Origin of the sequence: Burkholderia anthina, assembly GCF_902498995.1 — a bacterium.
In the GTDB taxonomy this organism is placed as follows: Bacteria; Pseudomonadota; Gammaproteobacteria; order Burkholderiales; family Burkholderiaceae; genus Burkholderia; species Burkholderia anthina.
Window position 1 is genome coordinate 198,188 of record NZ_CABVLY010000001.1, and the last position, 25,361, is coordinate 223,548.

A 25,361-nucleotide genomic window follows, 5' to 3' on the forward strand; every position below is an offset into this window, starting at 1 on the left:
CCGGTCAGAGGCGCAGGTGCGCGGCCAGGTGGTCGACGAACGCGCGCAGCTTCGGCGTCGGATGGCGGCCTGACGGCCACAGCACGTAGACCGGCGTGCGGCTCGCGACGTGCTCGGCGAGCACCGCGCGCAGCGTGCCGTCGTCGAGCGCGTCGCGCACGAAGAACTCGGGCAGGCACGCGATGCCGAGCCCGCGCAGCGTGAAGCACAGGCGTGTTTCCGCGTTGTTGCTGACCATCGATACCGGCACCTCCGGCGGCGTGCCGGCGCGCGGCGCGCGCAACGGCCAGATCTCGAGCTTGCCGCTGCTCGGGAAGCGGAAGTGCAGGCAGCGGTGCTGCGCGAGATCGGCCGGCGTGCGCGGCGTGCCGTGCCGCTCGAGGTAGTCGGGCGACGCGACGAGGTGCTGGCGGAAGTAGCCGAGCAGCCGCGACGACAGCCGCGAATCCGTCGGCCGGCCGGTGCGCAGCACCACGTCGAAGCCTTCGTCGACCACGTCGACGATCCGGTCGTTGAAGTCGATGTCGAGCTCGATCTCCGGATACGCGGCCATGAAATCGGCGAGCACCGGCAGCAGCAGCGTGCCGATCGTCGGCAGGCTCATGCGCAGTCGCCCGCGCGGCGCTTCGGCGCTGTGCGTCAATTCCTGCTCGGCCGCGTCGATCTCCGCGATCACGCGCCGGCATCGTTCGAGAAAGCGCGCGCCTTCCGCGGTCAGCGTGATGCTGCGCGTGCTGCGGTGAAAGAGCCGCACGTTCAGCCGGGCCTCGAGCCGCGCGATGCGCTTGCCGATCGCGGACGCCGACAGCCCGAGCGCGCGGCCGGCCGCGACGAAGCTGCGCGTTTCCGCGACCTGGACGAACACGACGAAGCCGCCAAGATTTTCCATGGAGGTTCCCGATTGCGGACACCGATGTCCGGAGTGTCCGGAACTCTAACCCGGTTTTTCTTCCCGCGCCGGCTCCCTACGATGGGCGTTCCTTCATCGTTCGAGGTCACGCCATGTCATCCCTGCCTGTCACTGCCCATCGCGGCGAACCGGACGCCGCGCCCGATCGTGCGCGGGCCGAGATGCGGTACGAAGGAATGCACGGGCGCGCCGTCGCCGACGTGCGCGATGCGGGGCATCGCGTCGACGACCGGAGCGCGGCATGAGCGAATGCGTATCCGTTTCCGACTCCGCGTCCGTCTCCGACCGGGCGGCCGATCCGGCATCGGGTTCGTCTGCCCCGGTGCGCGCGCGCCTGCCGGTCGCGAACCTGCTGGCGCTGGCGACCGCCGGCTTCATCACGATCCTCACCGAAGCGTTGCCGGCCGGCCTGCTGCCGTTGATGAGCGTCGACCTGCACGTGACCGAGGCGCTGATCGGCCAGCTCGTGACCGTCTATGCGCTCGGCTCGATCGTCGCGGCGATTCCGCTCGTCGCCGCGACGCGCGCGATGCGCCGGCGCCCGCTGCTGATCGCGGCGCTGGCCGGCTTCGTCGTGTCGAATGCGCTGACGGCCGCGTCGCCGTACTACGCGCTCACGCTTGCCGCGCGCTTCGTCGCGGGCATGTCGGCCGGGCTGCTGTGGGCGCTGCTGGCCGGCTATGCGAGCCGGATGGTCGACGCGTCGGCGCGCGGCCGCGCGATCGCGGTCGCGATGCTCGGTGCGCCGGTCGCGATGTCGATCGGCATCCCGGCCGGGACCGCGCTCGGCGCGATGTTCGGCTGGCGCATCGCGTTCGCGGGCATCACGGTCGCGGCGCTCGCGCTGATCGGCTGGATCCGGCTGCGCGTGCCCGACTATCCGGGGCAGCAGGCCGGCACACGCGAGCCGGTGCTCGGCGTGCTCACGCTGCCGGGCGTGCGGCCGGTGCTGGTCGTGATGTTCGCGTACGTGCTCGCGCACAACATGCTGTACACGTACATCGCACCGTTTCTCGCGGGCGTGCGGATGGGCGCGCAGGTCGATGCGGTGCTGTTCGTGTTCGGCGTCGCGTCGCTGGTCGGCATCGCCCTGACGGGCGCATGGATCGGCGCCGCGCAGCGGCGGCTGACGCTCGCGAGCATCGCGCTGTTCGCGCTTGCTGCGGCGATGCTCGGTGCGGGTGCCGGGATGACGATCGTCTATGCGGGTGTCGCGTTGTGGGGGCTCGCGTTCGGCGGCGCGCCGACGCTGTTCCAGACGGCCACCGCGAACGCGGCCGGCGACGCGGCCGATGTCGCGCAGTCGATGCTGGTGACGGTGTGGAACCTCGCGATCGCGGGCGGCGGCATCGCGGGCGGCATGCTGCTCGGCGCGACGGGCGCGGGGTCGATTCCGTGGGTGCTCGTCGCGCTGCTGGCGGCGGCGTGGCTCGGCGCATGGCGCGCGCACCGGCATGCGTTTCCGGCACCGGCCGTTGCCGCGTGAGCCTGCGGCGGCGTCAGGCCGCCTTCGCTTCGAGCGCCGCGCGTGCGCAGGTTTCGTCGGTGACGAGCCCCGACAGCCAGCCGCCGCGCAGCGCGGCGATCACCGCGTCGCGCTTCTTCGGGCCGCCGGCGAATGCGATCGTCGGGCGCCTGGGCGGCGTGCCGAGCGCGACGCTCGTCACGCGTCCGCTTGTCGAGACGTCGATCCGCTTGCCCTGCGCATCGATCGGCACGCCGAGCAGTTCGGCCACCGCGCCGAGCGCGGTCATCTCGTCGCGCTCCTGCTCGGTGATGAAGCCGTCTTCGTAGAGCGGGCAGTGCGGGCCGATGTTGCCGACCCCGACGAACGCGACGTCGGCCTGGCCCGACAGCGCATCGACGATCCGGTACAGCCGGTGATTGCACCATTGCGCGCGCTCGGCGGCGCTGTCGGCGAACAGCGGCGCGGGCAGCAGGAAGTGCTTGCTGCCGGTTTTTTCGGAGATGTACTGCGCGACGTCGTAGCGGTTCGACGAGCCGTCGGCCGCGATCGCGCCGACCATCGATACGAGGCGGTGCTGCGGCCGGTCGATCTGCGCGATCTGTGCGACTGCGGCCTTCAGCGTCCGGCCGCTGCTCACGGCGATCACCATCGGCCGCGTCTCGTTCAGGTAGCGCTCCATCACCTGCGCGCCGGCGACCGCGAGCTTGCGGTCGATCGCTTCGGGCGCGTCGGCATCGACGGGCACGACTTCGCACATCGCGAGGCCATAGCGTTTCGACAACTGCGCGCCGAGGTCGAGACAGTCGGCGAGCTGATGATCGACGCGCACGCGGATCAAATTCTTCTCGACCGCGAACGCGACGAGGCGCTGCGCGACCGGGCGCGACACCTGCAGCTTCTCGGCGATTTCGTTCTGCGTGTCGCCCGCGACGTAGTAGAGCCACGCGGCACGCGTGGCGAGATCGAGTTTTTCTGAGGACTTGGACACGATAGCGGTTCGGTTCGGATCTGGGGGCCGCCCCCGCGGGCCGGCCGTCAGGCGGCGCAACGGCATCCACTGTAACGCATGCCGGGTGCGCGGCCGACGGGCGCGGCGCGTCGCCGCGGCGGCGCTTACGCGAGCCGTGCGCGCGATGGTTCGTAAAGCGGGCGCACGTGACGGTACAGCGAGCGGAACGCGTCGAGGCGCTCGCGCAGCAGCGCATGACGCGCGGCGTCGGGCGCGTATTCGGCGCGCACCGGCGGCTTGGTCAGCACCGCATGCGGATCGCCGCCGACGGCGAGCCAGCCGAGTCGTGCCGCACCGAGCGCCGCGCCCGTTTCGCCGCCGCCGTGCTGGCGCGTATGCACGTTCAGCGCATCGGCGATCAGTTGCGCCCAGAACGCGCTGCGTGCGCCGCCGCCGATCAGCGACAGCCGGTCGGTTTCCACGCCGGCCGTATGCAGCGCATCGAGGCCGTCGGCGAGGCCGAGCGTCACGCCTTCGAGCACCGCGTAGCCGAGATGCGCGCGTTCGGTCGCATGCGTCATCCCGAAGAACACGCCCTGCGCATACGGATCGTTGTGCGGCGTGCGCTCGCCCGACAGGTAGGGCAGGAACAGCGGCGCCGTCGCGAGCGCATCGGCGTCGAGCGCTTCGATTTCGGCGAGCAGCGCGGGCTCGTCGGTGCCGGTCAGCTTGCAGACCCAGCGCAGGCAGCTCGCGGCCGACAGCACGACGCTCATCAATTGCCAGCGATCGGGAATCGCGTGACAGAACGCATGCACGGCCGACGCCGGATTCGGCATGAAGCGGTCGCCGACCACGCTCAGCACGCCCGACGTGCCGAGCGACACGAAGCCGTCGCCCGCATGGATCGCGCCGATGCCGAGCGCGCTCGTCGCGTTGTCGCCGCCGCCGCCCGCCACGACGACGGCCTCCGACAGCCCGAGTTCGCGCGCGACATCCGCGCGCAGCGTGCCGGACGGCGCGTTGCCTTCGACGATGCGCGGCATCTGGTCGCGCGTCATGTCGCATGCGGCGAGCAGCGCGTCGGACCAATCGCGGCGCGCGACGTCGAGCCACAGCGTGCCGGCCGCGTCGGACGGGTCGGACACCTTCGCGCCCGTGAGCCGGAAGCGCAGGTAATCCTTCGGCATCAGCACGCACGCGGTGGCGGCGAACACGTCGGGTTCGTGCTTCGCGACCCACAGCAGCTTCGGCGCGGTGAAGCCGGGCATCGCCAGGTTGCCGGCCAGCGCGTGCAGATCGGGCGCGCGTTCGGTGAGCAGCGCGCATTCGTCGGCGCTGCGCATGTCGTTCCACAGGATCGCCGGGCGCAGCACGCGGTCGTCGCGGCCGAGCAGCACCGCGCCGTGCATCTGGCCCGACAGGCCGATCCCGCGCACCTGCGCGAATGCGTGAGGATGCCGTTCGCGCAGCGCCGCGAGCGCGGCGAGCGTGCCCTGCCACCAGTCGTCCGGATGCTGTTCCGCCCAGCGCGGATGCGGCCGCGACACGCTGAACGGCGTGCCCGCGGTGCCGACCACCGTGCCGTCGGGGGCCAGCAGCAGCACCTTCACTTCCGAGGTGCCGAGGTCGATGCCGAGATACATGAGCGATCCGTTCCGTCAGTGAGGAGCCGCTACTTTAGCCGCACGCACGCGTGCATGCCAACGCAGGTTCGCCCGGATGCGAGGCCGCTTGCCAGTGGCCGGCTGCCGGGTATCGGGCCGCGTCAGCGCTGCGCGAGCCATGCGTCCACGCGTGCGAGCCCCGCGCGCAGCGCGTCGAACAGCGCGGCGTTGCCGGCGAGCGAGCCCCACAGCGCGCGGCTCGCGCACAGCGCGACGACCGGGTCGTCGGCTTCCACGATCGCGCGCGCGGCGCCTTCGTCCATTACGCCGTCCTGGTAGGCATACGGCAATAGGCCGCGTGCCCGGCGTTCGAGAAAGCACAGGAACAGCGCCGGCAATACGGCGGTGGCGACCGGCGCCGCGCCGCGCGCGAACGACTCGACGAGCGTCGGCGCGATGAAGCCGGGAATCTTCGAGAAACCGTCGGCCGCGACGCGCTGGTTCGTGTCGAGCACGTACGGGTTGCCGAAGCGTTCGAGCACGACGTCGCGATAGCGTTCGAGGTCGAGCGGGCTCGGGGTGAGGCACGGGATCACGTCCTGCGTCACGTAGTCGTGCGCGAAGCGGCGGATCGCCGCGTCGTGCGTGCCTTCGTGGATATACGTGTGGCCGGCGAGCGTGCCGGCCCATGCGATGCAGCTGTGCGTCGCGTTGAGGATGCGGATCTTCGCTTCCTCGTACGGATGCACGTCGTCGACCAGTTCCGCGCCGGCCAGCTCCCAGCGCGGCCGGCCGGCCGCGAAGCGGTCCTCGATCACCCACTGGATGAACGATTCGCCCATCACCGGGCACGCATCGTCGACGCCGGTTGCCGCGCGCACGCGTTCGCGCACGTCGTCGGTCGGGCGCGGCGTGATGCGGTCGACCATCGCGCTCGGCGTCGCGACATGGGCGTCGAACCATGCGAGCAGGTCGGTCTGGCCACGCCGTTCGAGGAATTCGCGCATGCCCGCGCGAAAGCGCGCGCCGTTGTTGCGCAGGTTGTCGCAGCTTTGCAGCGTGAGCGGGCCCGCGTCGCGCTTCACGCGTTCGGCGAGCAGCGCCGCGAGCGCGCCGTACAGCGTCGTGCGCGCGCCCTGCAGATCGGCCGCGAGATCCGCGTTCGCGAGGTCGAGCCGGTTGTGTTCGTCGAGGTAGTAGCCGCCTTCGGTGACGGTGAACGACACGATCCGGCACGCCGGGTCGGCGCCGGCGTCGACCAGCGCGGCGAGGTCGATCGACCACGGCAGCACGCGCGAGATCGCGCGGATCGTCTCGTACGCGCGCTCGCCTTGCGGCGTGACGGTTTCCAGCGTGTATTCGCCGTGTTGCGCGGCGAGCGCATCCATCGTCGCGCGCATGTCGTCGCGGATGTTGCCGACGGTCAGCGACCAGCGTTCGTCGGCCGGCACGGCCGCGTTCACACGGTGCAGATACCACGCCTGGTGCGCGCGGTGGAACGAGCCGGCACCGATGTGCAGCAGCACGGGCGGGCGGGCGGAGGGCGATGCGGTCATCAGGTGTCTCCTGTCGCGAGCGGATCGCGCTCGGCCTGGCTGCCGCCGCGATCCATGCTGACGAATACGATCATTTGCTCTTAATGTGAGCGAATGATCGTATTCGGGCAAGCGAAAGTCAAGGCAACGGCGTGGCATTTCGATGGTGCGCTGCGGCGGCCGGCGATTCGCGGGCGCCGCGCGGCAGCAGCGGGGTGGGCGTCAGCGCCCGTCGGCGCGCGTCAATGCGACGAGTTCGTCGAGCAGCTTGCCGGCCGGGCCGGGCAGGATGCCGTGGCGGCGACGGAATGCGGTGAGCGTGCGTACCGCGACGACTTCGCGCACGGGCAGCGTGTCGATCGTGCCGGCGCGCCGTTCGGCGCCGTACATCGGCTCGGCCATCCAGCTCAGGAAGCCCGCATGCGCGACGAGGCTCTTCAGCGTCGTGACCGAGCGCGTCTCGACCGCGATGTCGGGCAGCGCCAGCCCGTGGGCGTCGAAGGTCGCGCGCATGTGGTCGAACGGCGCGGTGCCGCGCGGCGGAATCGCCCAGCGCGCGTGCAGCGTGTCGGTGAGCGTCGGCGCGCGGCCGAGCGCGCGCAGCGGATGGTGCGGCGCCGCAACGATATGGCTGCGATCTTCCCAGCGGCACTCGGGAATCGCGACGATCTCGTCGGTGTCGGGCCCGTGCGCGGATAGCGCGAGATCGATCTCGTGCTTGTTCAGCCCTTCCGCGAGCCGGTCCCATACGCCTTCGAGGATCTCGACGCGCAGGTTCGGCCAGCGGTCGAGCACGCGGCCGACCGCGACCGGCAGCACGAGGCTCGCGATGCTGCCCACCGCGCCGACCTTGATCGTGCCCTTCGCGAAGCCGCGCATCGCGTCGAGCTCCTCGCGCGCGTGCTCGGCCTCGTGCTGCAGCAGCGTCGCGTGCGGCAGCAGCGCGTCGCCGAACGCGGTGAGCTGCACGCCTTTCGAATGGCGCTCGAACAGCGGCGCGCCGACCTGGTCCTCGAGCCGCTTCAGGATCCGGCTCAGCGCCGGCTGCGTGACGTGCAGCGCGTCGGCCGCGCGGCCGAGGCTGCCGCACGCGACGATGGTCGTGAATGCCCGCAATTGTCGAAGATCGAAAGTCATGCCGAAACGTAATGGCTTTTCGCAAAAAATACAGTATCCGCGAATGACCCGCGCTTCGATACTGTGGAAACCGCCAAGCCACCGAGGAGACGCCCGAGCATGTCCGGCACCCCGTCCCATTCCGCCGCACCGATCACCGTCCGCGACGCCGTCATCGACCTGTTCCGCCAGTTCGGCATCGACCGCGTGTTCGGCAATCCCGGCTCGACCGAGCTGCCGATGTTCCGCGATTTCCCCGCCGATTTCAGCTACGTGCTCGGCCTGCAGGAGGCCGTCGTGGTCGGGATGGCGGACGGCCATGCGCAGGCCACCGGCAACGCGGCCGTCGTGAACCTGCATTCGGCGGCCGGTGTCGGCAACGCGATGGGCAACCTGTTCACCGCGTTCAAGAACCGTACGCCGCTGATCGTCACCGCCGGCCAGCAGGCGCGCGCGATCCTGCCGTTCGATCCGTTTCTCGGCGCGACGCAGGCCGCCGAGCTGCCGAAGCCGTACGTGAAGTGGAGCATCGAGCCCGCCCGGGCGCAGGACGTGCCGGCGGCGATCGCGCGTGCGTACCGGATCGCGATGCAGGAGCCGCGCGGGCCGGTGTTCGTGTCGATTCCGGTCGACGACTGGGACCAGCCGGCCGCGTTGCTGCTGCCCCGCGCCGTGAGCAGCATCGTGCGGCCCGATCCCGACGCGCTCGCGCGGCTCGCCGACGCGCTCGATGCCGCGCGGCGTCCCGCGCTGGTGGTCGGCGCGGCCGTCGATCGCGCCGGCGCGTGGGACGACGTCGTGCGGCTCGCCGAGCGGCACCGTGCGCGCGTGTACGTCGCGCCGATGTCGGGGCGCTGCAGTTTTCCCGAGGACCATCCGCTGTTCGCCGGCTTCCTGCCCGCGATCCGCGAGAAGATCGTCGCGCGGCTCGACGGGCACGACCTCGTGTTCGCGTTCGGCGCGCCCGCGTTCACCTATCACATCGAGGGATTCGGCCCGCACGTGCCGCCGGGCGCCGCGCTCGTGCAGCTCGTCGACGATCCCGGCATCGCGGCGTGGACGCCGTCGGGCGACGCGGTGGTCGGCAACCTGCGGCTCGCGGCGCGCGACCTGCTGGCGCGACCGGCGCCGCCGGAGCGGCCGATGCCGGCGCCGAGTCCGGCGCGCCCGCGCGTCGCTATGCCGTCCGCCGGCGAACGGATGTCGGTGGCGTTCGCGTTGCAGACGCTCGCCGACGTACGCGACGCACACGACATCGTCGTCGAGGAGGCGCCGAGCGCGCGGCCCGTGATGCAGGCGCATCTGCCGTTCACGCGCAGCGGCACGTTCTACACGATGGACAGCGGCGGGCTCGGCTACGGGACGCCGGCGGCGGTCGGCGTCGCGCTCGCGCGGCCGGGGCAGCGCGTGATCGCGCTGATCGGCGACGGGTCGAGCCTGTATTCGATCCAGGCGCTGTGGAGCGCCGCGCAGCTGAAGCTGCCGATCACGTTCGTGATCCTGAACAATCGTCGCTATGCGGCGCTGCAGGATTTCGCGCCGGTATTCGGCTTCGGCCCCGACGATCCGGTGCAGGGCACCGATCTGCCCGACCTGAATTTCGTCGCGCTGGCGCAAGGGATGGGCTGCCGCGGCATTCGCGTGGCCGACGCCGCGCGCCTGCACGACACGTTGACCGACGCGCTGCGCGCCGCCGCGCCCGTCGTCGTCGAAATCGAAGTGGCCTGACGCGCAGCGCGCGTCGTTCCGGAGACTCCATGCAAACCGTATCGATGCTGATCGGCGGCGTACGCCGCGATTCGTCCACCGGCGCGACGTTCGTGCGCCGCAACCCGCTCGACGGCGAAATTGCGTCGACCGCACCCGCGTGCACGGTCGACGATGCACGCGCGGCGGCCGACGCGGCGGCTCGCGCGTTTCCCGACTGGGCGGCACTTGGCCCCGGCGCGCGCCGCGCGCTGCTGCTCAAGGCCGCCGCCGCACTCGAAGCGAAGCACGACCAGTTTGTCGCCGCGATGGCGGCCGAAACCGGCGCGTCGGCGCTGTGGGCCGGCTTCAACGTGCACCTTGCCGCGAGCGGGCTCGTCGAGGCCGCGTCGCTGACCACGCAGATCGGCGGCGAGCTGATTCCGTCCGACGTGCCCGGCTCGCTCGCGATGGGCGTACGGCAGCCGGCCGGCGTCGTGCTCGGCATCGCGCCGTGGAACGCGCCGGTGATCCTCGCGACGCGCGCGCTCGCGCTGCCGCTCGCGTGCGGCAACACGGTCGTGCTGAAGGGCTCGGAGTTGTGTCCCGTCACGCACGGGCTGATCGTCGAGGCGTTGCAGGAGGCCGGTTTGCCGCCGGGTGTCGTGAACTTCGTGACGAATGCGCCCGACGATGCGGGTGCCGTCGTCGATGCATTGATCGCGCATCCGGCCGTGCGCCGCGTGAACTTCACCGGATCGACGCGCGTCGGGCGGATCGTCGCCGAAGCGTGCGCGCGCCACCTGAAACCGTCGGTGCTCGAACTCGGCGGCAAGGCGCCGTTCGTCGTGCTCGACGATGCCGATCTCGACGCGGCGGTGGCAGCGGCCGCATTCGGCGCGTTCGCGAATTCCGGGCAGATCTGCATGTCGACCGAACGGCTCGTCGTCGACGCATCGATCGCCGATGCGTTCGTCGCGAAGCTCGCCGACAAGGCGGCCTCGCTGCCGCTCGGCGATCCGCGCCACGGGCCCGTCGTGCTCGGCTCGCTGATCGACATGAAGGCCGTCGAGCGTTGCAACGCGCTGATCGACGATGCGCTCGCGCACGGCGCGACGCTCGCGTGCGGCGGCAAGTCCGGCAGCACGCTGTTCCCGGCGACGCTCATCGATCGCGTGACGCCCGCGATGCGGATCTATGCGGAGGAATCGTTCGGGCCGGTAAAGGGCATCGTGCGCGTCGACGGCGAAGAGGCGGCGATCCGCTGCGCGAACGACAACGCGTTCGGGCTGTCGTCGGCCGTGTTCAGCCGCGACGTCGCGCGCGCGATGCGCGTCGCGGCGCGCATCGAATCGGGCATCTGCCACGTGAACGGCCCGACCGTGCACGACGAGGCGCAGATGCCGTTCGGCGGCGTGAAGGACAGCGGCTTCGGCCATTTCGGCGGCAAGGCCGGAATCGCCGCGTTCACGGACCTGCGCTGGATCACCGTGCAGACCGCGCCGCGTCACTATCCGTTCTGAGAGGCCGCCGACGATGAAGATTGCGATTCTCGGCGCGGGCGCGATGGGCTCGCTGTTCGGCGGCTTGCTGGCCGAGCGGGGCGAGGCCGTCACGTTGATCGACGTGAACGACGCACATCTCGACGCGATTCGTCGCGACGGTTTGCGCATCGACGACGATCGCGGCGAACGCCGCATCCGCACGCTGCATGCCGTGCGACCCGAAGCCGCGCATGCGGCGGCGCTTGCATCGCCCGGCACACCGTTCGATCTGCTGATCGTTTTCACCAAATCGACGCATACGCGCGCGGCGCTCGACGGCGTGCGCGCATTGCTGGGCCCGCGGACGTCCGTGCTGACGCTGCAGAACGGGCTCGGCAACGTCGAGACGCTGAACGCGTTCGTGCCGCTCGAACGCATTCTGGTCGGCGTCACGACGTGGCCGGCCGACGTCGCCGGGCCCGGGCATGTGCGCTCGCATGGCGCCGGCACGATCCGCATGATGACGGCCGACGGCGCGGCGCGCCCGTTCGCGGCGGCGGTGGCTGCCGCATTGTCGGATGCCGGGCTCGCGTGTTCGCTCGATGCCGACGTGTGGGCCGCGATCTGGGAGAAGGTCGCGTTCAACGCCGCGCTCAACACGCTGTGCGCGACGACGCGCTGCACGGTCGACCAGCTCGGCCGCCATGACGACGGGCCGCGGCTCGCGCTGGCGATCGCGGCCGAGACGGCCGCCGTCGCGCGCGCGAAAGGCATCGGCGTCGACGGCGAGCGCATCGCGCGCAACGTCGGGCATGCGATCCGCGAACATCGCGGCCACCGGCCGTCGATGCTGCAGGACGTGCTCGTGGGCCGCCGCACGGAGATCGACGCGATCAGCGGCAGGGTCGTCGCGGCCGCGCGCGAGACGGGCGTCGCGGTCCCGCATACCGACACGCTGCTCGCGCTGGTCAGGCTGATCGACGCGCGGAGCGACTGAGCATCGGGCCGGTCGCGGGTTCGCGGCGCGCGGCAGCACGGATGCGCCGCACGCGGGCGGACGGCGCGCGGCCGACACGGACTGGACAGGAAAGCTGAACGAGCCGGCGCATCGACGCCGGCCGCGCAGCACGAGATTCGGGCACGCGCCTGCGCGCCAGCCCGGGCAACTGGAGACGCCATGAAAGTCATCGAATGCCGTTGTCTTGCCGCGCGCCGTTCGCGCACATCGCCGCCGCCGCGTGGCACACGGGAGGCCGCATGAGCACGCGCGACGGATTGCCGCCGCCGTCGGTCGACATCGGCGCGACACTCGACGACGGGCCGTTTACGGCGATGCAGCGCGGCGTGGTGCTGCTCGCCGCGCTCGCGATCGTGCTCGACGGTTTCGACGGCCAGTTGATCGGCTTCGCGATTCCGGTGCTGATCCGCGAATGGGGAATCACGCGCGGCGCGTTCGCGCCCGCGGTGGCGGCCGGCCTGATCGGCATGGGCATCGGCAGCGCGTGCGCGGGGCTCGTCGCGGACCGCTTCGGCCGCCGCCAGGCCGTGATCGGCAGCGTGTTCCTGTTCGGTGTCGCGACCTGCGCGATCGGCTTCGCGCCGGACGTCGCCGCGATCGCGATGCTGCGCTTCTGCGCGGGGCTCGGGATCGGCGGCGCGCTGCCGACGGCCACGACGATGACGGCCGAATACACGCCCGCGCGGCGCCGCACGATGATGGTCACGGCGACGATCGTGTGCGTGCCGCTCGGCGGCATGCTGGCCGGGTTGTTCGCGCACGAGGTGCTGCCGCGCTACGGCTGGCGCGGGCTGTTCTTCGCGGGCGGCGCGCTGCCGCTCGTGCTCGGCTTCGTGCTCGTGCGCGCGCTGCCCGAATCGCCGCGCTATCTGGCGCGCCGCCCCGCGCGCTGGCCGGAACTCGGCGCGCTGCTCGCACGCATGCAGCGGCCGGTCGCGCCCGGCACCGTGTTCACCGATTTGCGCGATGCGCGTGCGCCCGGTGCGCGGGGCGGCTTCGGCGCGCTGTTCGCCGGCGGCCAGGCGCGCGACACGATCGCGCTGTGGTGTGCGTTCTTCATGTGTCTGCTCGCGGTGTACGCGGCATTCAGCTGGCTGCCGACGATGCTGGCCGCGAGCGGGCTCAGCGTGGCGGTCGCAGGCGCGGGGCTCACCGCGTACAACCTCGGCGGCGTGATCGGCGCGCTGCTGTGCGCGTGGGCGATCGCGCATGCCGGTTCGCGCTGGCCGCTCGCGCTGTGCAGCATCGGCGGCGCGGCGAGCGCGGCCTGGCTGATGGGCGTCGATGCGGGGCGTCACACGGGCTGGCTGATCGCCGGGCTCGGCCTGCACGGCCTGTTCGTCAACGCGGTGCAGTCGACGATGTATGCGCTCTGCGCGTACATCTATCCCACGGCGGTGCGCGCGACCGGCACCGCGAGCGCGCTCGCGTTCGGCCGGCTCGGCGCGATCCTCAGCGCGTTCGCCGGGGCGATCGTGATCACCACGGGCGGCGCGAATGCGTACCTGGCGATGCTGGCCGCCGCGATGGGCGTGGTCTGCGTCGCGCTGCTCGCGATGCGGCGGCACATTCCGCGATTGACGCGCGAACGGGCGTTGCCGCGCGAAGGAGAGGAGCTGGCCCGCACGTCGTCGTGACGCGCGGGCGCACGGCGTGCGTTACAGTGTGGTCCGAACGTGCCACAGCTCGGGGAACAGCACGACGTCGAGCATCTTGCGCAGATACGGCGCGCCGCTCGTGCCGCCCGTGCCTTGCTTGAAGCCGATGATGCGCTCGACGGTCGTCACGTGACGGAAACGCCACTGGCGGAACGCATCCTCGAGATCGACGAGCTCTTCGGCCATTTCGTACAGCTCCCAGTGCTGCTGCGGATGACGATAGACCTCGAGCCATGCGGCCTCGACCGTTTCGTCGTGACGCATCGGCTGCGTCCAGTCGCGTTCGAGCCGCCCGGGCGCGATCGCGAAGCCGCGGCGCGCGAGCAGGCGCACGACCTCGTCGTAGAACGACGGCGCCTCGAGCGTCGCGCGCACCTGTTCGAGGATGTCGGCCCGGTGTGCATGCGGCTGCAGCATCTGCGCGTTCTTGTTGCCGAGCAGGAATTCGAGCTGACGATACTGGTACGACTGGAAGCCCGACGACTGGCCGAGATACGGCCGCATCGCCGAATATTCGGACGGCGTCATCGTCGACAGTACGTTCCACGCCTGCACGAGCTGCTCGAGAATGCGCGACACGCGCGCGAGCATCTTGAACGCGGGCGGCAGCGCATCGTCGCGCACGGCATCGAGCGCACCGCGCAGCTCGAACAGCGCGAGCTTCATCCACAGCTCGCTCGTCTGATGCTGGATGATGAACAGCATCTCGTTGTGATCGGGCGACAGCGGATGCTGCGCATCGAGGATCGAATTCAGCGACAGGTAGTCGCCGTAGCTCATCGACTTCGAAAAATCCAGCTGCGCGTCGTGCCAGCCGGCTTGCGCGGCGGCATCGCCCGGTACGTGCGGCGCTTCGTGGGCCTGAGCGGCTTGCGGCGATTGCGCGGCGCGTGCGCCCGAGAACGGGCAGCCCGCCGGCGCATCGTCGCCGGGTGGCTGCATATGACCAGAATTCACGACTTTCTCCAGGATTGAATGACGGGGGGCGCGGCGCGCGGCCTGCGCGCGCCGGGCGACGCCGATCAGGTCACCGCGCCGCGCTCGGCGAACTCGGGTGCCTTCCACGCTTCGGTGGCGAGGATGTCGCGCAGCGTCTCGACCGCATCCCACACGTCGGCGAAGCGCGTGTAGAGCGGCGTGAAGCCGAAGCGCAGCACGTACGGCTCGCGATAGTCGCCGATCACGCCGCGCGCGATCAGCGCCTGCATCACCTCGTAGCCGTGCGGATGCTCGAAGCTCGCCTGCGAGCCGCGCTGGTGATGCGCGCGCGGCGTGACGAGCTTCAGCGACAGGCCGGCGCAGCGCGCTTCGACGAGCGCGATGAACGCGTCGGTCAGCGCGAGCGACTTGCGGCGGATCGTCTGCATGTCGGTCTGCAGGAACACGTCGAGCCCGCATTCGACCATCGACATCGACACGATCGGCTGCGTGCCGCACAGGAAGCGCGCGATGCCCGGATCGGGCGCGAAGCCCGGCTGCATCGCGAACGGCGCGCGGTGGCCCCACCAGCCCGACAGCGGCTGCGAGAAATGCGGGAGATGGCGTTGCGGCACCCACACGAACGCCGGCGAACCGGGGCCGCCGTTCAGGTACTTGTACGTGCAGCCGACCGCGCCGTCCGCATGCGCGCCGTTCAGGTCGACCGGCACCGCGCCGGCCGAGTGCGCGAGATCCCACAGCATCAGCGCGCCCGCGTCGTGCACGAGCTGCGTGACGGCCGGCATGTCGTGCATGTAGCCGGTGCGGTAGTTCACGTGCGTGATCATCGCGACGGCCGTGTCCGCGCCGAGCGCGGCGGGCAGGTCTGCCGGATCGTCGATCAGGCGCAGCTCGTAGCCGCCGCCGAGCTGCTCGATCAGCCCTTGCGCGATGTACAGGTCGGTCGGGAAGTTCGAGCGCTCCGACACGATCACGCGGCGCTCCGGCGCGCGCTCGGCCTGATGGCGCAGCATCGCCGACAGCAGCTTGAACAGGTTGATCGAAATGGTGTCGGTTACGACGGTTTCGCCGGGCGCGCCGCCGATCAGCGTCGCGAGCTTGTCGCCGAGGCGGCGCGGCAGCGCGAACCAGCCGGCGGTGTTCCAGCTGCGGATCAGGCCTTCGCCCCATTCGGCGCCGATCACCTGTTGCGCGCGGGCGGCCGATGCGCGCGGCTGCGCGCCGAGCGAGTTGCCGTCGAGGTAGATCACGCCGTCGGGCAGCGCGAACTGGTCGCGCAGCGCGGCGAGCGGGTCGTCGCGGTCGAGGACGAGCGCGTCTTCACGGGTCTTGATCATGATGTCGGGTAGAGGGTTCGGGTAATCAGGAGGCGCGGCCGGGCAACGCGCGCAGCACCGCGCGCACCGGGCTCGCGTCGAGCGTCGCGAACTTCAGCGGCAGCGCGATCAGTTCGTAGTCGCCGGGCGGCACGTCGTCGAGCACGATCCCTTCGAGGATCGCCATCCGGTGCGCCCGCACGCGGTGATGCGCATCCATCGTCTTCGATTCCTGCGGGTCGAGCGACGGCGTGTCGATGCCGATCAGCTTCACGCCGTGCGCGGCGAGCAGGTCGACGGTGGCGGGCGCGACCGCGCAGAAGCCGCTGTCCCAGTGTTCGACGCTCGCGCGTGCATAGGTGCGCAGCAGCACGCGCGGCGGCACGCCGTCGAGCGCGGCCGCGACGTCGGCCGGCTGCACGACCGGCGCTGCACCGATGCAGTGGATCACGCGGCACGGGCCGAGGTAGGTGTCGAGCGGCACCGCGCCGATCGGCGCGCCGTTTGCGTCGTAGTGCAGCGGCGCGTCGCAGTGCGCGCCGGTATGCGGCGACAGCGTCAGGCGGGCGACGTTGACCGGCGAGCCGGCCTCCATCCGCCACACGCGTTCGACGGAAACCGGCGTGTCGCCCGGCCACACGGGGGTGGCGGGGCTGATCGGCGGCGAAATGTCCCAGAGTGTGTCCATGGCATGACGAATCGGTGAATCGATCCTTCGAATGATAGGTGGACGCTCGCAGAAAGTGCTTGCGAAATAAACATGGACAATCCGCCCGATTGGCAGATAATTCGAATCAGAGGGAAAACGGGGACCAAAAATGCACGCGATCACGCTCGATGCCACCGACTGCCGGATTCTGGCAGTTCTGCAGGAAGAGGGCAGAATCAGCAATCTCGATCTGGCGGAGCGGATCTCGCTGTCGCCGTCCGCCTGTTTGCGCCGGATGCGCCTGCTGGAGGAGCAGGGCGTGATCGAGCACTACCGCGCATGCCTGAGCCGCGAGAAGCTCGGCTTCGAGCTCGAGGCATTCGTGCAGGTATCGATGCGCAACGAGGAAAACCAGTGGCACGAGCGCTTCGCGGAAGCGCTGCGCGAGTGGCCGGAGGTGGTCGGCGCGTTCGTCGTGACCGGCGAGAGCCACTATCTGCTGCGCGTGCTCGCGCACAACCTCAAGCACTATTCGGATTTCGTGCTGAACCGGCTCTACAAGGCGCCGGGCGTGATGGACATCCGTTCGAACATCGTGCTGCAGACGCTGAAGGACGAGGCGGGCGCGCCGGTCGGGCTGGCGCGCACCGGGGCGATCAAAGCGGTGTGAGGCCGTGGAAGCCGCCGCCGTGGAACACGAGCGGCGGCGCGCCGTCGGTTGCGGCCCGCACGCCGCAGCGCTCCACTTCGCCGACGAAGATCACGTGGTCGCCTTCGTCGTAGCGGCTGCGGTTATGGCATTCGAACCACGCGAGCGCGCCGTCGAGCACCGGCATGCCCGAGTTGCCGGCCGCGTGCGCAATCCCTTCGAAACGATCGCCCTTGTAGGTCGAGAAACGCTTGCACAGGTCGAGTTGCGACGCCGCGAGCACGTTCACCACGTAATGGCTGTTGCTGCGAAACACCGGCGTCGACGCCGATTTGTGCGCGAGGCTCCACAGCACGAGCGGCGGATCGAGCGACACCGAGTTGAACGAGCTCGCGGTGATGCCGATCAGCTGTCCGGACGGCGCGCGCGTCGTGATGACCGTGACGCCGGTCGCGAACTGGCCGAGCGCCTGGCGAAATGCGGCCGAGTCGAAATCCGGCGGAGTGGGGTGGTTCATCGGGCGGCCATCCGGGACGAAACGGGCGGGCGCGGCGCACGGCGAATCCGGGGGGCGCGGCGGACGAGAGGCGGCAAGGCCGGGGCGGTCGATTGGGAAGTGGTGCGCATGCCCGGATTTTAGCGGAATCAAGGCCGCCGGGCCCGTGCGGGCGGCGCATTGCGGCGCGAGCGTGAGGTAGCGAACACTGCCGCGCGGCGCCGAAATCGCGTTCGAACGCCTGTTCCGCCGCGTTTTATTGCGCGCGGCAGGCAGCGCTGTTGCGAGGGGGCCGCGCCGCGTTGCTACCGTGCCGCCGCCAGCCCGAGCGACAGCGCACCCGTCACGATCAGGCTCGATGCCCACACGGCATCGAGGTTGAACCAGCTCCGCGCGACGAATTTCAGCCCGAGATACCGATAGACGAGCCACGCCAGCACGCCGCCCGTCGCGATCATCGCGGCCGCATGCACGGCCGCGACGACGAGCGCCATGCCGAGATGTGCATCGATGAGCGTTGCGGCCGCGCGATGGCCGGCGTCCCCGGCGTTCCCTTCGAGCCCGCAGAGGCCGAGGTAGATCGGCACCAGCATCAGGCCGGCGCCGTGCGCGATCGCGACCGCGAACGACCACAGCCCGAGCCGCGCCGGCGCGATCCGCGCGAGCGCCCGCGGGTGGCGGCGGCGGATCAGCAACAGCGCGCCGAAGCCGATCACGAGCGCGCTCGCGCCGATCCGGATCGCCGACTGCCACGCGAGCAGCGCGGCGAGCAGCCCGAACGGCAGCATCACCATGAACACCGCGAGCGCGTGGCCGAGCGCGAGATAGCCGAGCGCCGCGACGAGCGCGCCGCCGCGGCGCGTCATCAGCGCGTTAGACACGGCCAGCGGCCAGCCCATCGCCGGATTGAGCCCGTGATAGACGCCGCTCGCGAGCACGGCCGCCCACAGCGCGAGCGGCGCGGAGAGCCCCGTGTTCAACGCTTGACCGACGGATAGCAGAACGAGTCGGTCGAGCAGTCGCCGCCTTCCAGCCGGATCTGGTGCGCGCGATAGCCTTCGGGGAAGTCGACCCAGTAGTCGTCGGCGAGCGTGAGCCCGCCGTCCGGCCCTGCATGCGCGAGCACCTGCGCGGCCGGCACGCCGTCCGGGTAGAACTGGTCGTCCCACGTCGAGTACAGCGAGTTGGTCCAGTACACGCGCCGGCCGTCGCGGCTGATTTCCACCATCTGCGGGCCGCCCGCGAACGCGCGGCCGTTCGTGTGCGGCGCCCGGCGCACGATCCCGCCGATCCGGACCGACCCCGCGAGCACCGGCCGATGCGGATCCGACACGTCGTACTGGCGCATCTCGCCGGTGCCCCAGCACGATACGTACAGGAAGCGGTCGTCGAGCGACAGGTCGATGTCGGTCACGAGCGGCGGCACCGCGCCGAACCCCTTGAGCAGCGGCGGCAGCTCGTCGGCCGCGGCCGGCTCGGCCGGGATCGTCGCGGTCTTCTTCACATGGAACTCGCCGCCTTCGCGCCACCAGGTCCAGATCGATCCTTCCAGATTGGTCGTGTCGACCACGACGCCGACGAACCCGTATTCGCGCACCGGATCGTGGGCGGGCCGCACTTCCAGCGCCATCTGGTGGTGCGCGCCGAGATCGATCGTCTGCACGTTGCGGCGCGCGCGCAGGTCCCAGAAATGCAGACGGTGACCGTACCGGTTCGCGAGCAGGTCGTCCGGCACGATGCCGTGTTCGAATTGCGGCGGCAGCGCCCATTCGCTCGACACCATGTAGTCGCGCGGCAGGTTCCACCAGAAGTCGTAATGCTTGTCCTGCGGGCCGCGATCGATTTCCCAGCGGCCGAGCACGTCGAAGGTCTCGCAGTCCATGATGAAGATGCCGGGCGCGCCGTCGGTGCCGTCCTTGCCCGCGCCGCCGAGCGTGCTCACGTAGATGCCCTCGGGGCCGCAGTGGACCGTGTGCGGCCGCGAATAGCCGGTCTTCGCGAAGATCTCGTCGGGCTCGATGATCTTGTGGATGCACGCCTGCGTCGGATGCGGCTTCGTGTCGATCACGTAGATACGTGACGAGCGCAGGCCGGGGATGATCAGGAAGCGTCGCTCGAGAAAGGCGTGACCGGTGAGCGGCGACAGCGACGACGAACACGCATTCCAGCCGAAGTGATGAAACTCGTCGCCGGTGTTCGGCATCGTCACCGTATGGACGATTTTTCCGTAGGTCGCGGAGCCGGGTTTCACGTCGATCACGGCGAGCGCGTCGGGTCTGGAAAAATCGGGGCTCAGCAACAACGTATAGGCAAACGCTTCCGCCGGCGCCTGCATTGCAAGTTCCGGCGAAGCGTGAAAGGTCGGGTCGGGCCGCATGCTCATCGGGGTGCCTCTCTCGGTTGTATCGGATCGTTGGCGTACGGCCGTTCGCTGCGGGGTGCGGGCGAAGGCGTTGCGCGGCGCGCGTGTCGGCGGGACGCGCGATGCCGTGCATCAGGTCGGGAAAGCGGGCGGGTGCGCGGGCCCGGATCGCTGCGCACGGCGGCGCGAGGATGCCGGTGAAGCGGCGGCGCGCGGTGCGCCGGTGGTCGGGCCCGCGCTGCGGGCGATATCTGCTAAGGCGTGCATATCGATGTTCCGGCGGATGATGGGTACATCAGGAGCGGGCATGCATCGGACGCTGCGTGCAGCCGGACGGTGTGCCGTCGCGGCGAAGCGTGCCTAAGTGTAGACGAGAAACGTGCGGCGGGTGGTGTGCGGCGTGCATGCGGTTCTGCCGGATTCGCACGCGAGTGAGATACTTGAACGCGTGCCGCTTCGCCCGAGCAAACGGGCGGCGGCGAGACGAACGGGCGGCGGTACGCATGCACGCGTGCGGGCCGCCGCTGTCATCAACGAGGGACTGATTTCATGGTGAACGACATGCTTGAAACCGCGACTGTGGGCGGCGGGTGCTTCTGGTGCACGGAGGCCGTGTTTCTCGACGTCGACGGCGTGACGGCCGTTCAGTCGGGCTATGCGGGCGGCCATACGCGCAACCCCGGCTATCGCGACGTGTGCGAAGGCGACACCGGGCACGCGGAAGTCGTGAACGTGACGTTCGATCCGGCCCGCATCGGCTATCGCGAGATCCTCGAGATCTTCTTCGCGACGCACGATCCGACCCAGCTGAACCGGCAGGGCAACGACGTCGGCACGCAGTACCGTTCGGTCGTGTTCACGCATTCGGATGCGCAGCGCGACACCGCGCTCGACGTGATCCGCGAACTGGAGCGCGAACAGGTATTCGGGCAGCCGATCGTCACGCAGGTCGTGCCGCTCGACGACAACAACTACTGGCCGGCCGAGGACTATCATCAGAACTATTACGCGCGCAATCCGGGGCAGGGCTACTGCTCGGTCGTGATCGGGCCGAAGCTCGCGAAATTCCGTCAGAAATTTTCGCACCGGCTGAAGTCGCTGCGCGGTGCGTGAGCGGCTGGCCGGTGAGCGGCGGCTAAATGGCGACCGAGCGGCACCGAGCGGCCACCCGGCCACCGAGCGGCCAGCGTCCGCTAAGCGGCGCCTGATGCCTGCGCCGCGTCGTTGCGCCAGTGCGCGCACGCGGCGGCGATCTCGCGCGCGAGCGCGATGCACGACAGCGGCGCGGAGCCTTCCGCCTTGTTGTTGATCGTGATGATCACCGGCTGCCCGGCCAGCGCGTAGCGCGCGGCCAGTTCGGCGAGCGCCGAGCGCGTGGCCGGATCCTCGTCGACGAGCTTGTCGAACGGCTCGTACTTCGCCTTCGCCTGTTCGTACTTGAACCCGCCGTGCAGGCTCCAGCGCACGATCAGCGGCCCCGGCGCATCGCCGTCGAGCAGCGCGAGCGCGGCCGCCTGGCGCAGCGGGTCGGGCATCCGCGCATGCAGGCCGACGCAGTAGCGCACCCCGAGCGCCGCGAGCGCGCGGATGAAGCGCGGCGTCAGCAGGCTCGCGTCGCGAATCTCGATCGCGTAGCGCGTGCCGTCGGCCTCCGGTGCCAGCGGCGGCAGCGCCGCGAAGAACGCCGACAGCCGGTCGATCAGCGCGGCCGGGTCGGCGAGCAGCTGATCGGGCATCGGCGAGAACTGGAACACGAGCACGCCGGCCTTCTTGCCGAGCCCGTCGAGGCACGGCTGCACGAACTCCGCCGTTGCAAGCCGCGCGTCGAGAAAGGTCGGGTTCGGCCCGGACGGCTCGCCGCGCCGGCCCCGCACCACCGCGTCGGTCACGGATGCCGGCGCCTTTACGATGAAGCGGAAATCGTCCGGCACCTGCTGCGCGTAGCGCAGGTAGTCGGCTACCGACAGCGGGCCGTAGAACGACCGGTCCAGGCTCACGCTTCTCAGCAGCGGATGCGCGCCGTACGCCGAGAGCCCTTCGCGCGACAGCTTCGTCTGCGCGAAGTCGCCGTCGTAGACGATGCCGTCCCAGCCGGGGAAATACCACGACGACGTACCGAGCCGCACGTTCGGCGGCAGCGCGGCCGCCGCGTCGGCGACTTCCGCGGAGACCGGCGCGGGCGCCACGCCGCGCGGGCGCCGGCTTTTCTTCGGCGGCGCGGCCGGCGGGGACGGCTCGTCCCACAGCATGCCGGAGGCGGGGGCGGGTTCTTCGTCCGGGGCGGACGGGCGGGGCGATGCGCGGCGGGCGCGGGCTGGCGATGGCCCGTCGTCGCCTTCGTTGGGCGTCATGGGTTCGCCGCGGCTTGCAGCGTCGTCGTCGGGCGCAGCCGCGCGCGCGTCGTCGGGCGGCGCGCCGAACAGGTCGAATTGCCCTTCGGCGTGCGGCCCGTCCGTGTCGTCGCGCTGCTGTCGTTGCGGCGGCGTGTTGCGCCGCGTCCTGCCGTCACCCATGCATGCCCAGCGTCAAGTGCCACCTAGCGCGGCAGCGGGTTTTCGTACATGTAGCGCCGCGACCACGGCAGCGTTTTCGCGCTGCGGCCGGCCTTGCGGCACACGATCTGGAAGATCGACACGTCGTCGTGCTCGAACGCATACGCGCAGCCGGCAAGATACACGCGCCAGATGCGGAATTTTTCGTCGTCGACGAGCGCGCGCGCCTGGTCCGCCTTCGCCTCGAAGTTCTCGGTCCAGATCTCGAGCGTGCGCGCATAGTGTCGCCGCAGGCTCTCGATGTCAATCGCCTCGAGCCCGCCGCGCTGCGCCGATTCGAGCGCGAGGCTGATGTGCGGCAGCTCGCCGTCCGGGAACACGTAGCGGTCGATGAACTCGCCGCCGCCGAGCGCCGTTTCGCCGCTTTCCGCGTCGGTCGACGTGATCCCGTGGTTCATCGCGATGCCGTCGTCGGTCAGCAGGTCGTGCACGCGCGAGAAATAGAGCGGCAGGTTCTTGCGGCCGACGTGCTCGAACATCCCGACGCTCGTGATCCGGTCGAACTGGCCCTCGATCTCGCGGTAGTCCTGCAGCCGGATCTCGATCTTGTCCTCGAGCCCGGCGGCCTTCACGCGCGCGGTGGCGAGATCGAACTGGTTCTGCGACAGCGTCACGCCCAGACACGTCGCGCCGAACTTCTGCGCGGCGCGCAGCACGAGCGCACCCCAGCCGCAGCCGATGTCGAGCAGGCGCTGGCCGGGCTGGAGCTGGATCTTGGTCAGGATGTGGTCGATCTTCTTGATCTGCGCGGTCGCGAGATCTTCGTCGCCGTTCTCGAAGTAAGCACACGAGTACACCATGTTCTCGTCGAGCCAGAGCTGGTAGAACTCGTTCGACACGTCGTAGTGATACTGGATCGCTTTCTTGTCGGTGTTCTTCGTATGATTGAAGTAGCGCTTCACGCGCGCGAGCTTGCTGGCGCTGGTGACCGTGCTGCGCGCCAGCGAATAGCTGATGTTGATGATGTCCGACAGCCTGCCTTCGATGTCGATCTTGCCCTTCACGTACGCCTCGCCGAGATTGTCGAGGCTTGGTTCGAGCAAGAGCGGCAACGCCGACGCGCTGTTGACCTTCAGCGTGACCTGCGGCGCGCTGAAGGTGCCGAAATCGAGTTGTTCGCCGTTCCACAGCACCAGGCGCGCGGGGATGTTCGCCTTTGCCCGTACTTCGTCCGCCCACTGTGCCAGCTTCTTTTCCCAGAACATTTGGATTCTCCGTTTGTTCGTTGAATCGAATACAGCCAAGTATCTTGACCGGCGCCCGCCCTTCGCGAGGCGGGCGCCCGAATGCAATACGAGATACGACCGGCCCGTGCCGGCGCTGCGGCGCCTTTACGGCGACAGGCGCGAGATCGTCCAGCCCGGCGCCGCCGTGGCGTCGCGGGTATAGAGCAACCGGTCGTGCAGCCGGGACGGGCGGCCCTGCCAGAACTCGATCGCGTCGGGCACGACCCGATAGCCGCCCCAGTGCGGCGGGCGCGGCGGGTTCTCGCCGTAGCGTTCGGCCACGTCCTTCTCGCGCGCTTCGAGCGTCGCGCGGCTGTCGATCACGGCGCTCTGCTCGGAGGCCCACGCACCGATGCGCGAGCCGAGCGGGCGCGACGCGAAATAGCGGTCGCTTTCGTCGGCGCTGGTTTTCTCGATGCGGCCTTCGATGCGCACCTGGCGCTCGAGCTCGATCCAGTAGAACAGCAGCGCCGCCTGCGGATGCGCGGCGAGTTCGCGGCCTTTGCGGCTTTCGTAATTGGTAAAGAAGACGAACCCGCGTTCGTCGACGCCCTTGATGAGCACGATCCGGGCCGACGGCCGGCCGTCGTCGCCGACGGTGGCGAGCGTCATCGTGTTGGGCTCGGGAAGTTTGGCGGCGAGCGCCTCCTTGAACCAGCGATCGAACTGGGCGAAGGGGTCGGGGGCGGCATCGGCTTCGTCGAGCGAAGCACGCGAATAGTTGATGCGAAGATCAGCGAGAGTCGTCATGTTATGCAAACGCTTCAATCCGGGGTCAGTATAGCGAACGCTGAAGAATCGTGCGTGCACAGTGGCGCGTACGAACGGGGATATCAGGCAAAATAGAGGGCTGCACGACTTACGTTTTCCTTGCTGCCATGTCCGCTGCCGACGCTGCCCCGCCCAGTTCTTCTGATCTTACCCCGACCCCGACAATCCAGCTTGACGTGGATCGTGACCGCCGTTTCGGCGGCATCGCGCGGCTGTACGGCGTGCCCGCGCTCGCCGCGTTCGAGCGCGCGCACGTCGCCGTGATCGGGATCGGCGGCGTCGGTTCGTGGACGGCCGAAGCGCTCGCCCGCAGCGCGATCGGCACGCTGACGCTGGTCGATCTCGACAACGTCGCGGAAAGCAATACGAACCGGCAGATCCACGCGCTCGACGGCAATTACGGCAAGCCGAAGGTCGACGCGATGGCCGAGCGGATCGCGCTGATCGATCCCGCCTGCCGCGTGAACCGGATCGAGGATTTCGCGGAACCCGACAACTTCGATGCGCTGCTCGGCGGCGGTTTCGACTACGTGATCGACGCGATCGACAGCGTGCGCACGAAGGTCGCGCTGATCGCATGGTGCGTCGCGAAAGGGCAGCCGCTCGTCACGGTCGGCGGCGCGGGCGGCCAGCTCGACCCGACGCGCATCCGCATCGACGATCTCGCACTGACGATCCAGGATCCGCTGCTGTCGAAGGTGCGCGCGCAGTTGCGCAAGCAGCACGGCTTTCCGCGCGGGCCGAAGGCGCGCTTCAAGGTGAGCGCCGTGTATTCCGACGAGCCGCTGATCTATCCGGAAGCCGCCGCGTGCGACATCGAGGACGGTGCGGAGCCGTCCGCGGCCGCGCATGTCGCGGGGCTCAACTGCGCGGGGTTCGGTTCGAGCGTGTGCGTGACCGCGAGCTTCGGCTTCGCGGCCGCCGCGCATGCGCTGCGCGCGATCGCCGCGCGGGCCGCCGGCTGAGCGGC

Annotated in this window: 23 protein-coding genes; 9 read left to right on the top strand and 14 right to left on the bottom strand. The window is 70.0% G+C overall.

Going from position 1 to position 25,361, the window contains the following annotated elements; all coding sequences use genetic code 11:
* Window positions 1-4: 4 nt before the first annotated feature.
* On the bottom strand, window positions 5-889 hold the full coding sequence (locus BME24068_RS00910) for a LysR family transcriptional regulator (RefSeq protein WP_096502462.1): 885 nt from the start codon (window positions 887-889) through the stop codon (window positions 5-7).
* Window positions 890-1,002: 113 nt separating this feature from the next.
* Here BME24068_RS00910 and BME24068_RS00915 point away from each other — a divergent pair, with 113 nt between their 5' ends.
* Both BME24068_RS00915 and BME24068_RS00920 read left to right on the top strand, forming a co-directional pair.
* The gene (locus BME24068_RS00915; protein WP_174924894.1) at window positions 1,003-1,155 is read left to right on the top strand and encodes a hypothetical protein; all 153 of its coding nucleotides are present in this window, start codon (window positions 1,003-1,005) and stop codon (window positions 1,153-1,155) included.
* Complete coding sequence (locus tag BME24068_RS00920; protein WP_174924895.1) at window positions 1,152-2,396, top strand: MFS transporter; 1,245 nt, start codon at window positions 1,152-1,154, stop codon at window positions 2,394-2,396. The genes BME24068_RS00915 and BME24068_RS00920 overlap by 4 nt, the downstream gene beginning before the upstream one ends.
* Before the next feature lie 13 nt (window positions 2,397-2,409).
* Here BME24068_RS00920 and BME24068_RS00925 read toward each other — a convergent pair whose 3' ends face one another.
* The 4 genes from BME24068_RS00925 to BME24068_RS00940 all read right to left on the bottom strand — a co-directional run bounded on the left by BME24068_RS00925 (window position 2,410) and on the right by BME24068_RS00940 (window position 7,606).
* The gene (locus tag BME24068_RS00925) at window positions 2,410-3,432 is read right to left on the bottom strand and encodes a sugar-binding transcriptional regulator (RefSeq protein WP_174924896.1); all 1,023 of its coding nucleotides are present in this window, start codon (window positions 3,430-3,432) and stop codon (window positions 2,410-2,412) included.
* Between the two features lie 59 nt (window positions 3,433-3,491).
* The gene (gene xylB, locus BME24068_RS00930) at window positions 3,492-4,973 is read right to left on the bottom strand and encodes a xylulokinase (RefSeq protein WP_174924897.1); all 1,482 of its coding nucleotides are present in this window, start codon (window positions 4,971-4,973) and stop codon (window positions 3,492-3,494) included.
* Window positions 4,974-5,095: 122 nt separating this feature from the next.
* Window positions 5,096-6,490 carry a D-arabinitol 4-dehydrogenase gene (gene dalD, locus BME24068_RS00935; RefSeq protein ID WP_174924898.1) on the bottom strand — a complete coding sequence of 465 codons (1,395 nt, stop codon included), beginning with the start codon at window positions 6,488-6,490 and terminating at the stop codon, window positions 5,096-5,098.
* Window positions 6,491-6,691: 201 nt separating this feature from the next.
* Window positions 6,692-7,606: a LysR family transcriptional regulator gene (locus BME24068_RS00940; protein WP_174924899.1), complete on the bottom strand. Its 915-nt coding sequence runs from the start codon at window positions 7,604-7,606 to the stop codon at window positions 6,692-6,694.
* Window positions 7,607-7,705: 99 nt separating this feature from the next.
* Between BME24068_RS00940 and mdlC the strand changes: the two genes are divergently transcribed.
* The 4 genes from mdlC (at window position 7,706) to BME24068_RS00960 (ending at window position 13,410) form a co-directional block, all read left to right on the top strand.
* Window positions 7,706-9,313, top strand: a complete 1,608-nt coding sequence (gene mdlC, locus BME24068_RS00945) for a benzoylformate decarboxylase (RefSeq protein WP_174924900.1) — start codon at window positions 7,706-7,708, stop codon at window positions 9,311-9,313.
* Window positions 9,314-9,342: 29 nt separating this feature from the next.
* Window positions 9,343-10,794 carry an aldehyde dehydrogenase gene (locus BME24068_RS00950; protein WP_174924901.1) on the top strand — a complete coding sequence of 484 codons (1,452 nt, stop codon included), beginning with the start codon at window positions 9,343-9,345 and terminating at the stop codon, window positions 10,792-10,794.
* Window positions 10,795-10,807: 13 nt separating this feature from the next.
* The gene (locus BME24068_RS00955; protein ID WP_174924902.1) at window positions 10,808-11,752 is read left to right on the top strand and encodes a ketopantoate reductase family protein; all 945 of its coding nucleotides are present in this window, start codon (window positions 10,808-10,810) and stop codon (window positions 11,750-11,752) included.
* Between the two features lie 260 nt (window positions 11,753-12,012).
* The gene (locus BME24068_RS00960; RefSeq protein ID WP_174924903.1) at window positions 12,013-13,410 is read left to right on the top strand and encodes an MFS transporter; all 1,398 of its coding nucleotides are present in this window, start codon (window positions 12,013-12,015) and stop codon (window positions 13,408-13,410) included.
* Between the two features lie 21 nt (window positions 13,411-13,431).
* Here the strand turns inward: BME24068_RS00960 and kynA are convergent, their stop codons facing one another.
* The 3 genes from kynA to kynB all read right to left on the bottom strand — a co-directional run bounded on the left by kynA (window position 13,432) and on the right by kynB (window position 16,374).
* Window positions 13,432-14,373, bottom strand: a complete 942-nt coding sequence (gene kynA / locus BME24068_RS00965; protein WP_174925075.1) for a tryptophan 2,3-dioxygenase — start codon at window positions 14,371-14,373, stop codon at window positions 13,432-13,434.
* Between the two features lie 80 nt (window positions 14,374-14,453).
* Window positions 14,454-15,707: a kynureninase gene (kynU, locus tag BME24068_RS00970; protein WP_162826248.1), complete on the bottom strand. Its 1,254-nt coding sequence runs from the start codon at window positions 15,705-15,707 to the stop codon at window positions 14,454-14,456.
* A 25-nt stretch (window positions 15,708-15,732) separates the two neighbouring features.
* Window positions 15,733-16,374: an arylformamidase gene (gene kynB / locus BME24068_RS00975; RefSeq protein WP_174924904.1), complete on the bottom strand. Its 642-nt coding sequence runs from the start codon at window positions 16,372-16,374 to the stop codon at window positions 15,733-15,735.
* A 130-nt stretch (window positions 16,375-16,504) separates the two neighbouring features.
* On the opposite strand from kynB, the gene BME24068_RS00980 reads away from it, so the two are divergent.
* Entirely contained in the window at window positions 16,505-17,005 is a 501-nt protein-coding gene (locus tag BME24068_RS00980; RefSeq protein ID WP_006477992.1) for an Lrp/AsnC family transcriptional regulator, read from the top strand.
* On the opposite strand, the gene BME24068_RS00985 is transcribed toward BME24068_RS00980, so the two are convergent.
* The 3 genes from BME24068_RS00985 to BME24068_RS00995 all read right to left on the bottom strand — a co-directional run bounded on the left by BME24068_RS00985 (window position 16,992) and on the right by BME24068_RS00995 (window position 19,863).
* Entirely contained in the window at window positions 16,992-17,501 is a 510-nt protein-coding gene (locus BME24068_RS00985; protein WP_096502441.1) for a flavin reductase family protein, read from the bottom strand. The genes BME24068_RS00980 and BME24068_RS00985 overlap by 14 nt on opposite strands.
* 284 nt (window positions 17,502-17,785) lie before the next feature.
* Window positions 17,786-18,460 carry a hypothetical protein gene (locus BME24068_RS00990; RefSeq protein ID WP_174924905.1) on the bottom strand — a complete coding sequence of 225 codons (675 nt, stop codon included), beginning with the start codon at window positions 18,458-18,460 and terminating at the stop codon, window positions 17,786-17,788.
* On the bottom strand, window positions 18,457-19,863 hold the full coding sequence (locus BME24068_RS00995; RefSeq protein WP_174924906.1) for a selenium-binding family protein: 1,407 nt from the start codon (window positions 19,861-19,863) through the stop codon (window positions 18,457-18,459). Before BME24068_RS00995 ends, BME24068_RS00990 begins: the two co-directional genes overlap by 4 nt.
* Before the next feature lie 528 nt (window positions 19,864-20,391).
* On the opposite strand from BME24068_RS00995, the gene msrA reads away from it, so the two are divergent.
* Complete coding sequence (msrA, locus tag BME24068_RS01000; RefSeq protein WP_096502435.1) at window positions 20,392-20,955, top strand: peptide-methionine (S)-S-oxide reductase MsrA; 564 nt, start codon at window positions 20,392-20,394, stop codon at window positions 20,953-20,955.
* Between the two features lie 80 nt (window positions 20,956-21,035).
* Here msrA and BME24068_RS01005 read toward each other — a convergent pair whose 3' ends face one another.
* The 3 genes from BME24068_RS01005 to pdxH form a co-directional block, all read right to left on the bottom strand.
* On the bottom strand, window positions 21,036-22,355 hold the full coding sequence (locus BME24068_RS01005) for a DUF72 domain-containing protein (protein WP_174924907.1): 1,320 nt from the start codon (window positions 22,353-22,355) through the stop codon (window positions 21,036-21,038).
* 23 nt (window positions 22,356-22,378) lie between these two features.
* Complete coding sequence (locus BME24068_RS01010) at window positions 22,379-23,599, bottom strand: SAM-dependent methyltransferase (RefSeq protein ID WP_096502431.1); 1,221 nt, start codon at window positions 23,597-23,599, stop codon at window positions 22,379-22,381.
* A gap of 126 nt (window positions 23,600-23,725) precedes the next feature.
* Window positions 23,726-24,370 carry a pyridoxamine 5'-phosphate oxidase gene (gene pdxH / locus BME24068_RS01015; protein ID WP_174924908.1) on the bottom strand — a complete coding sequence of 215 codons (645 nt, stop codon included), beginning with the start codon at window positions 24,368-24,370 and terminating at the stop codon, window positions 23,726-23,728.
* 128 nt (window positions 24,371-24,498) lie between these two features.
* On the opposite strand from pdxH, the gene tcdA reads away from it, so the two are divergent.
* A complete protein-coding gene (tcdA, locus tag BME24068_RS01020) occupies window positions 24,499-25,356 on the top strand; it encodes a tRNA cyclic N6-threonylcarbamoyladenosine(37) synthase TcdA (RefSeq protein WP_174924909.1) in 858 nt (285 codons plus the stop codon).
* The last annotated feature ends 5 nt before the right edge of the window (window positions 25,357-25,361 follow it).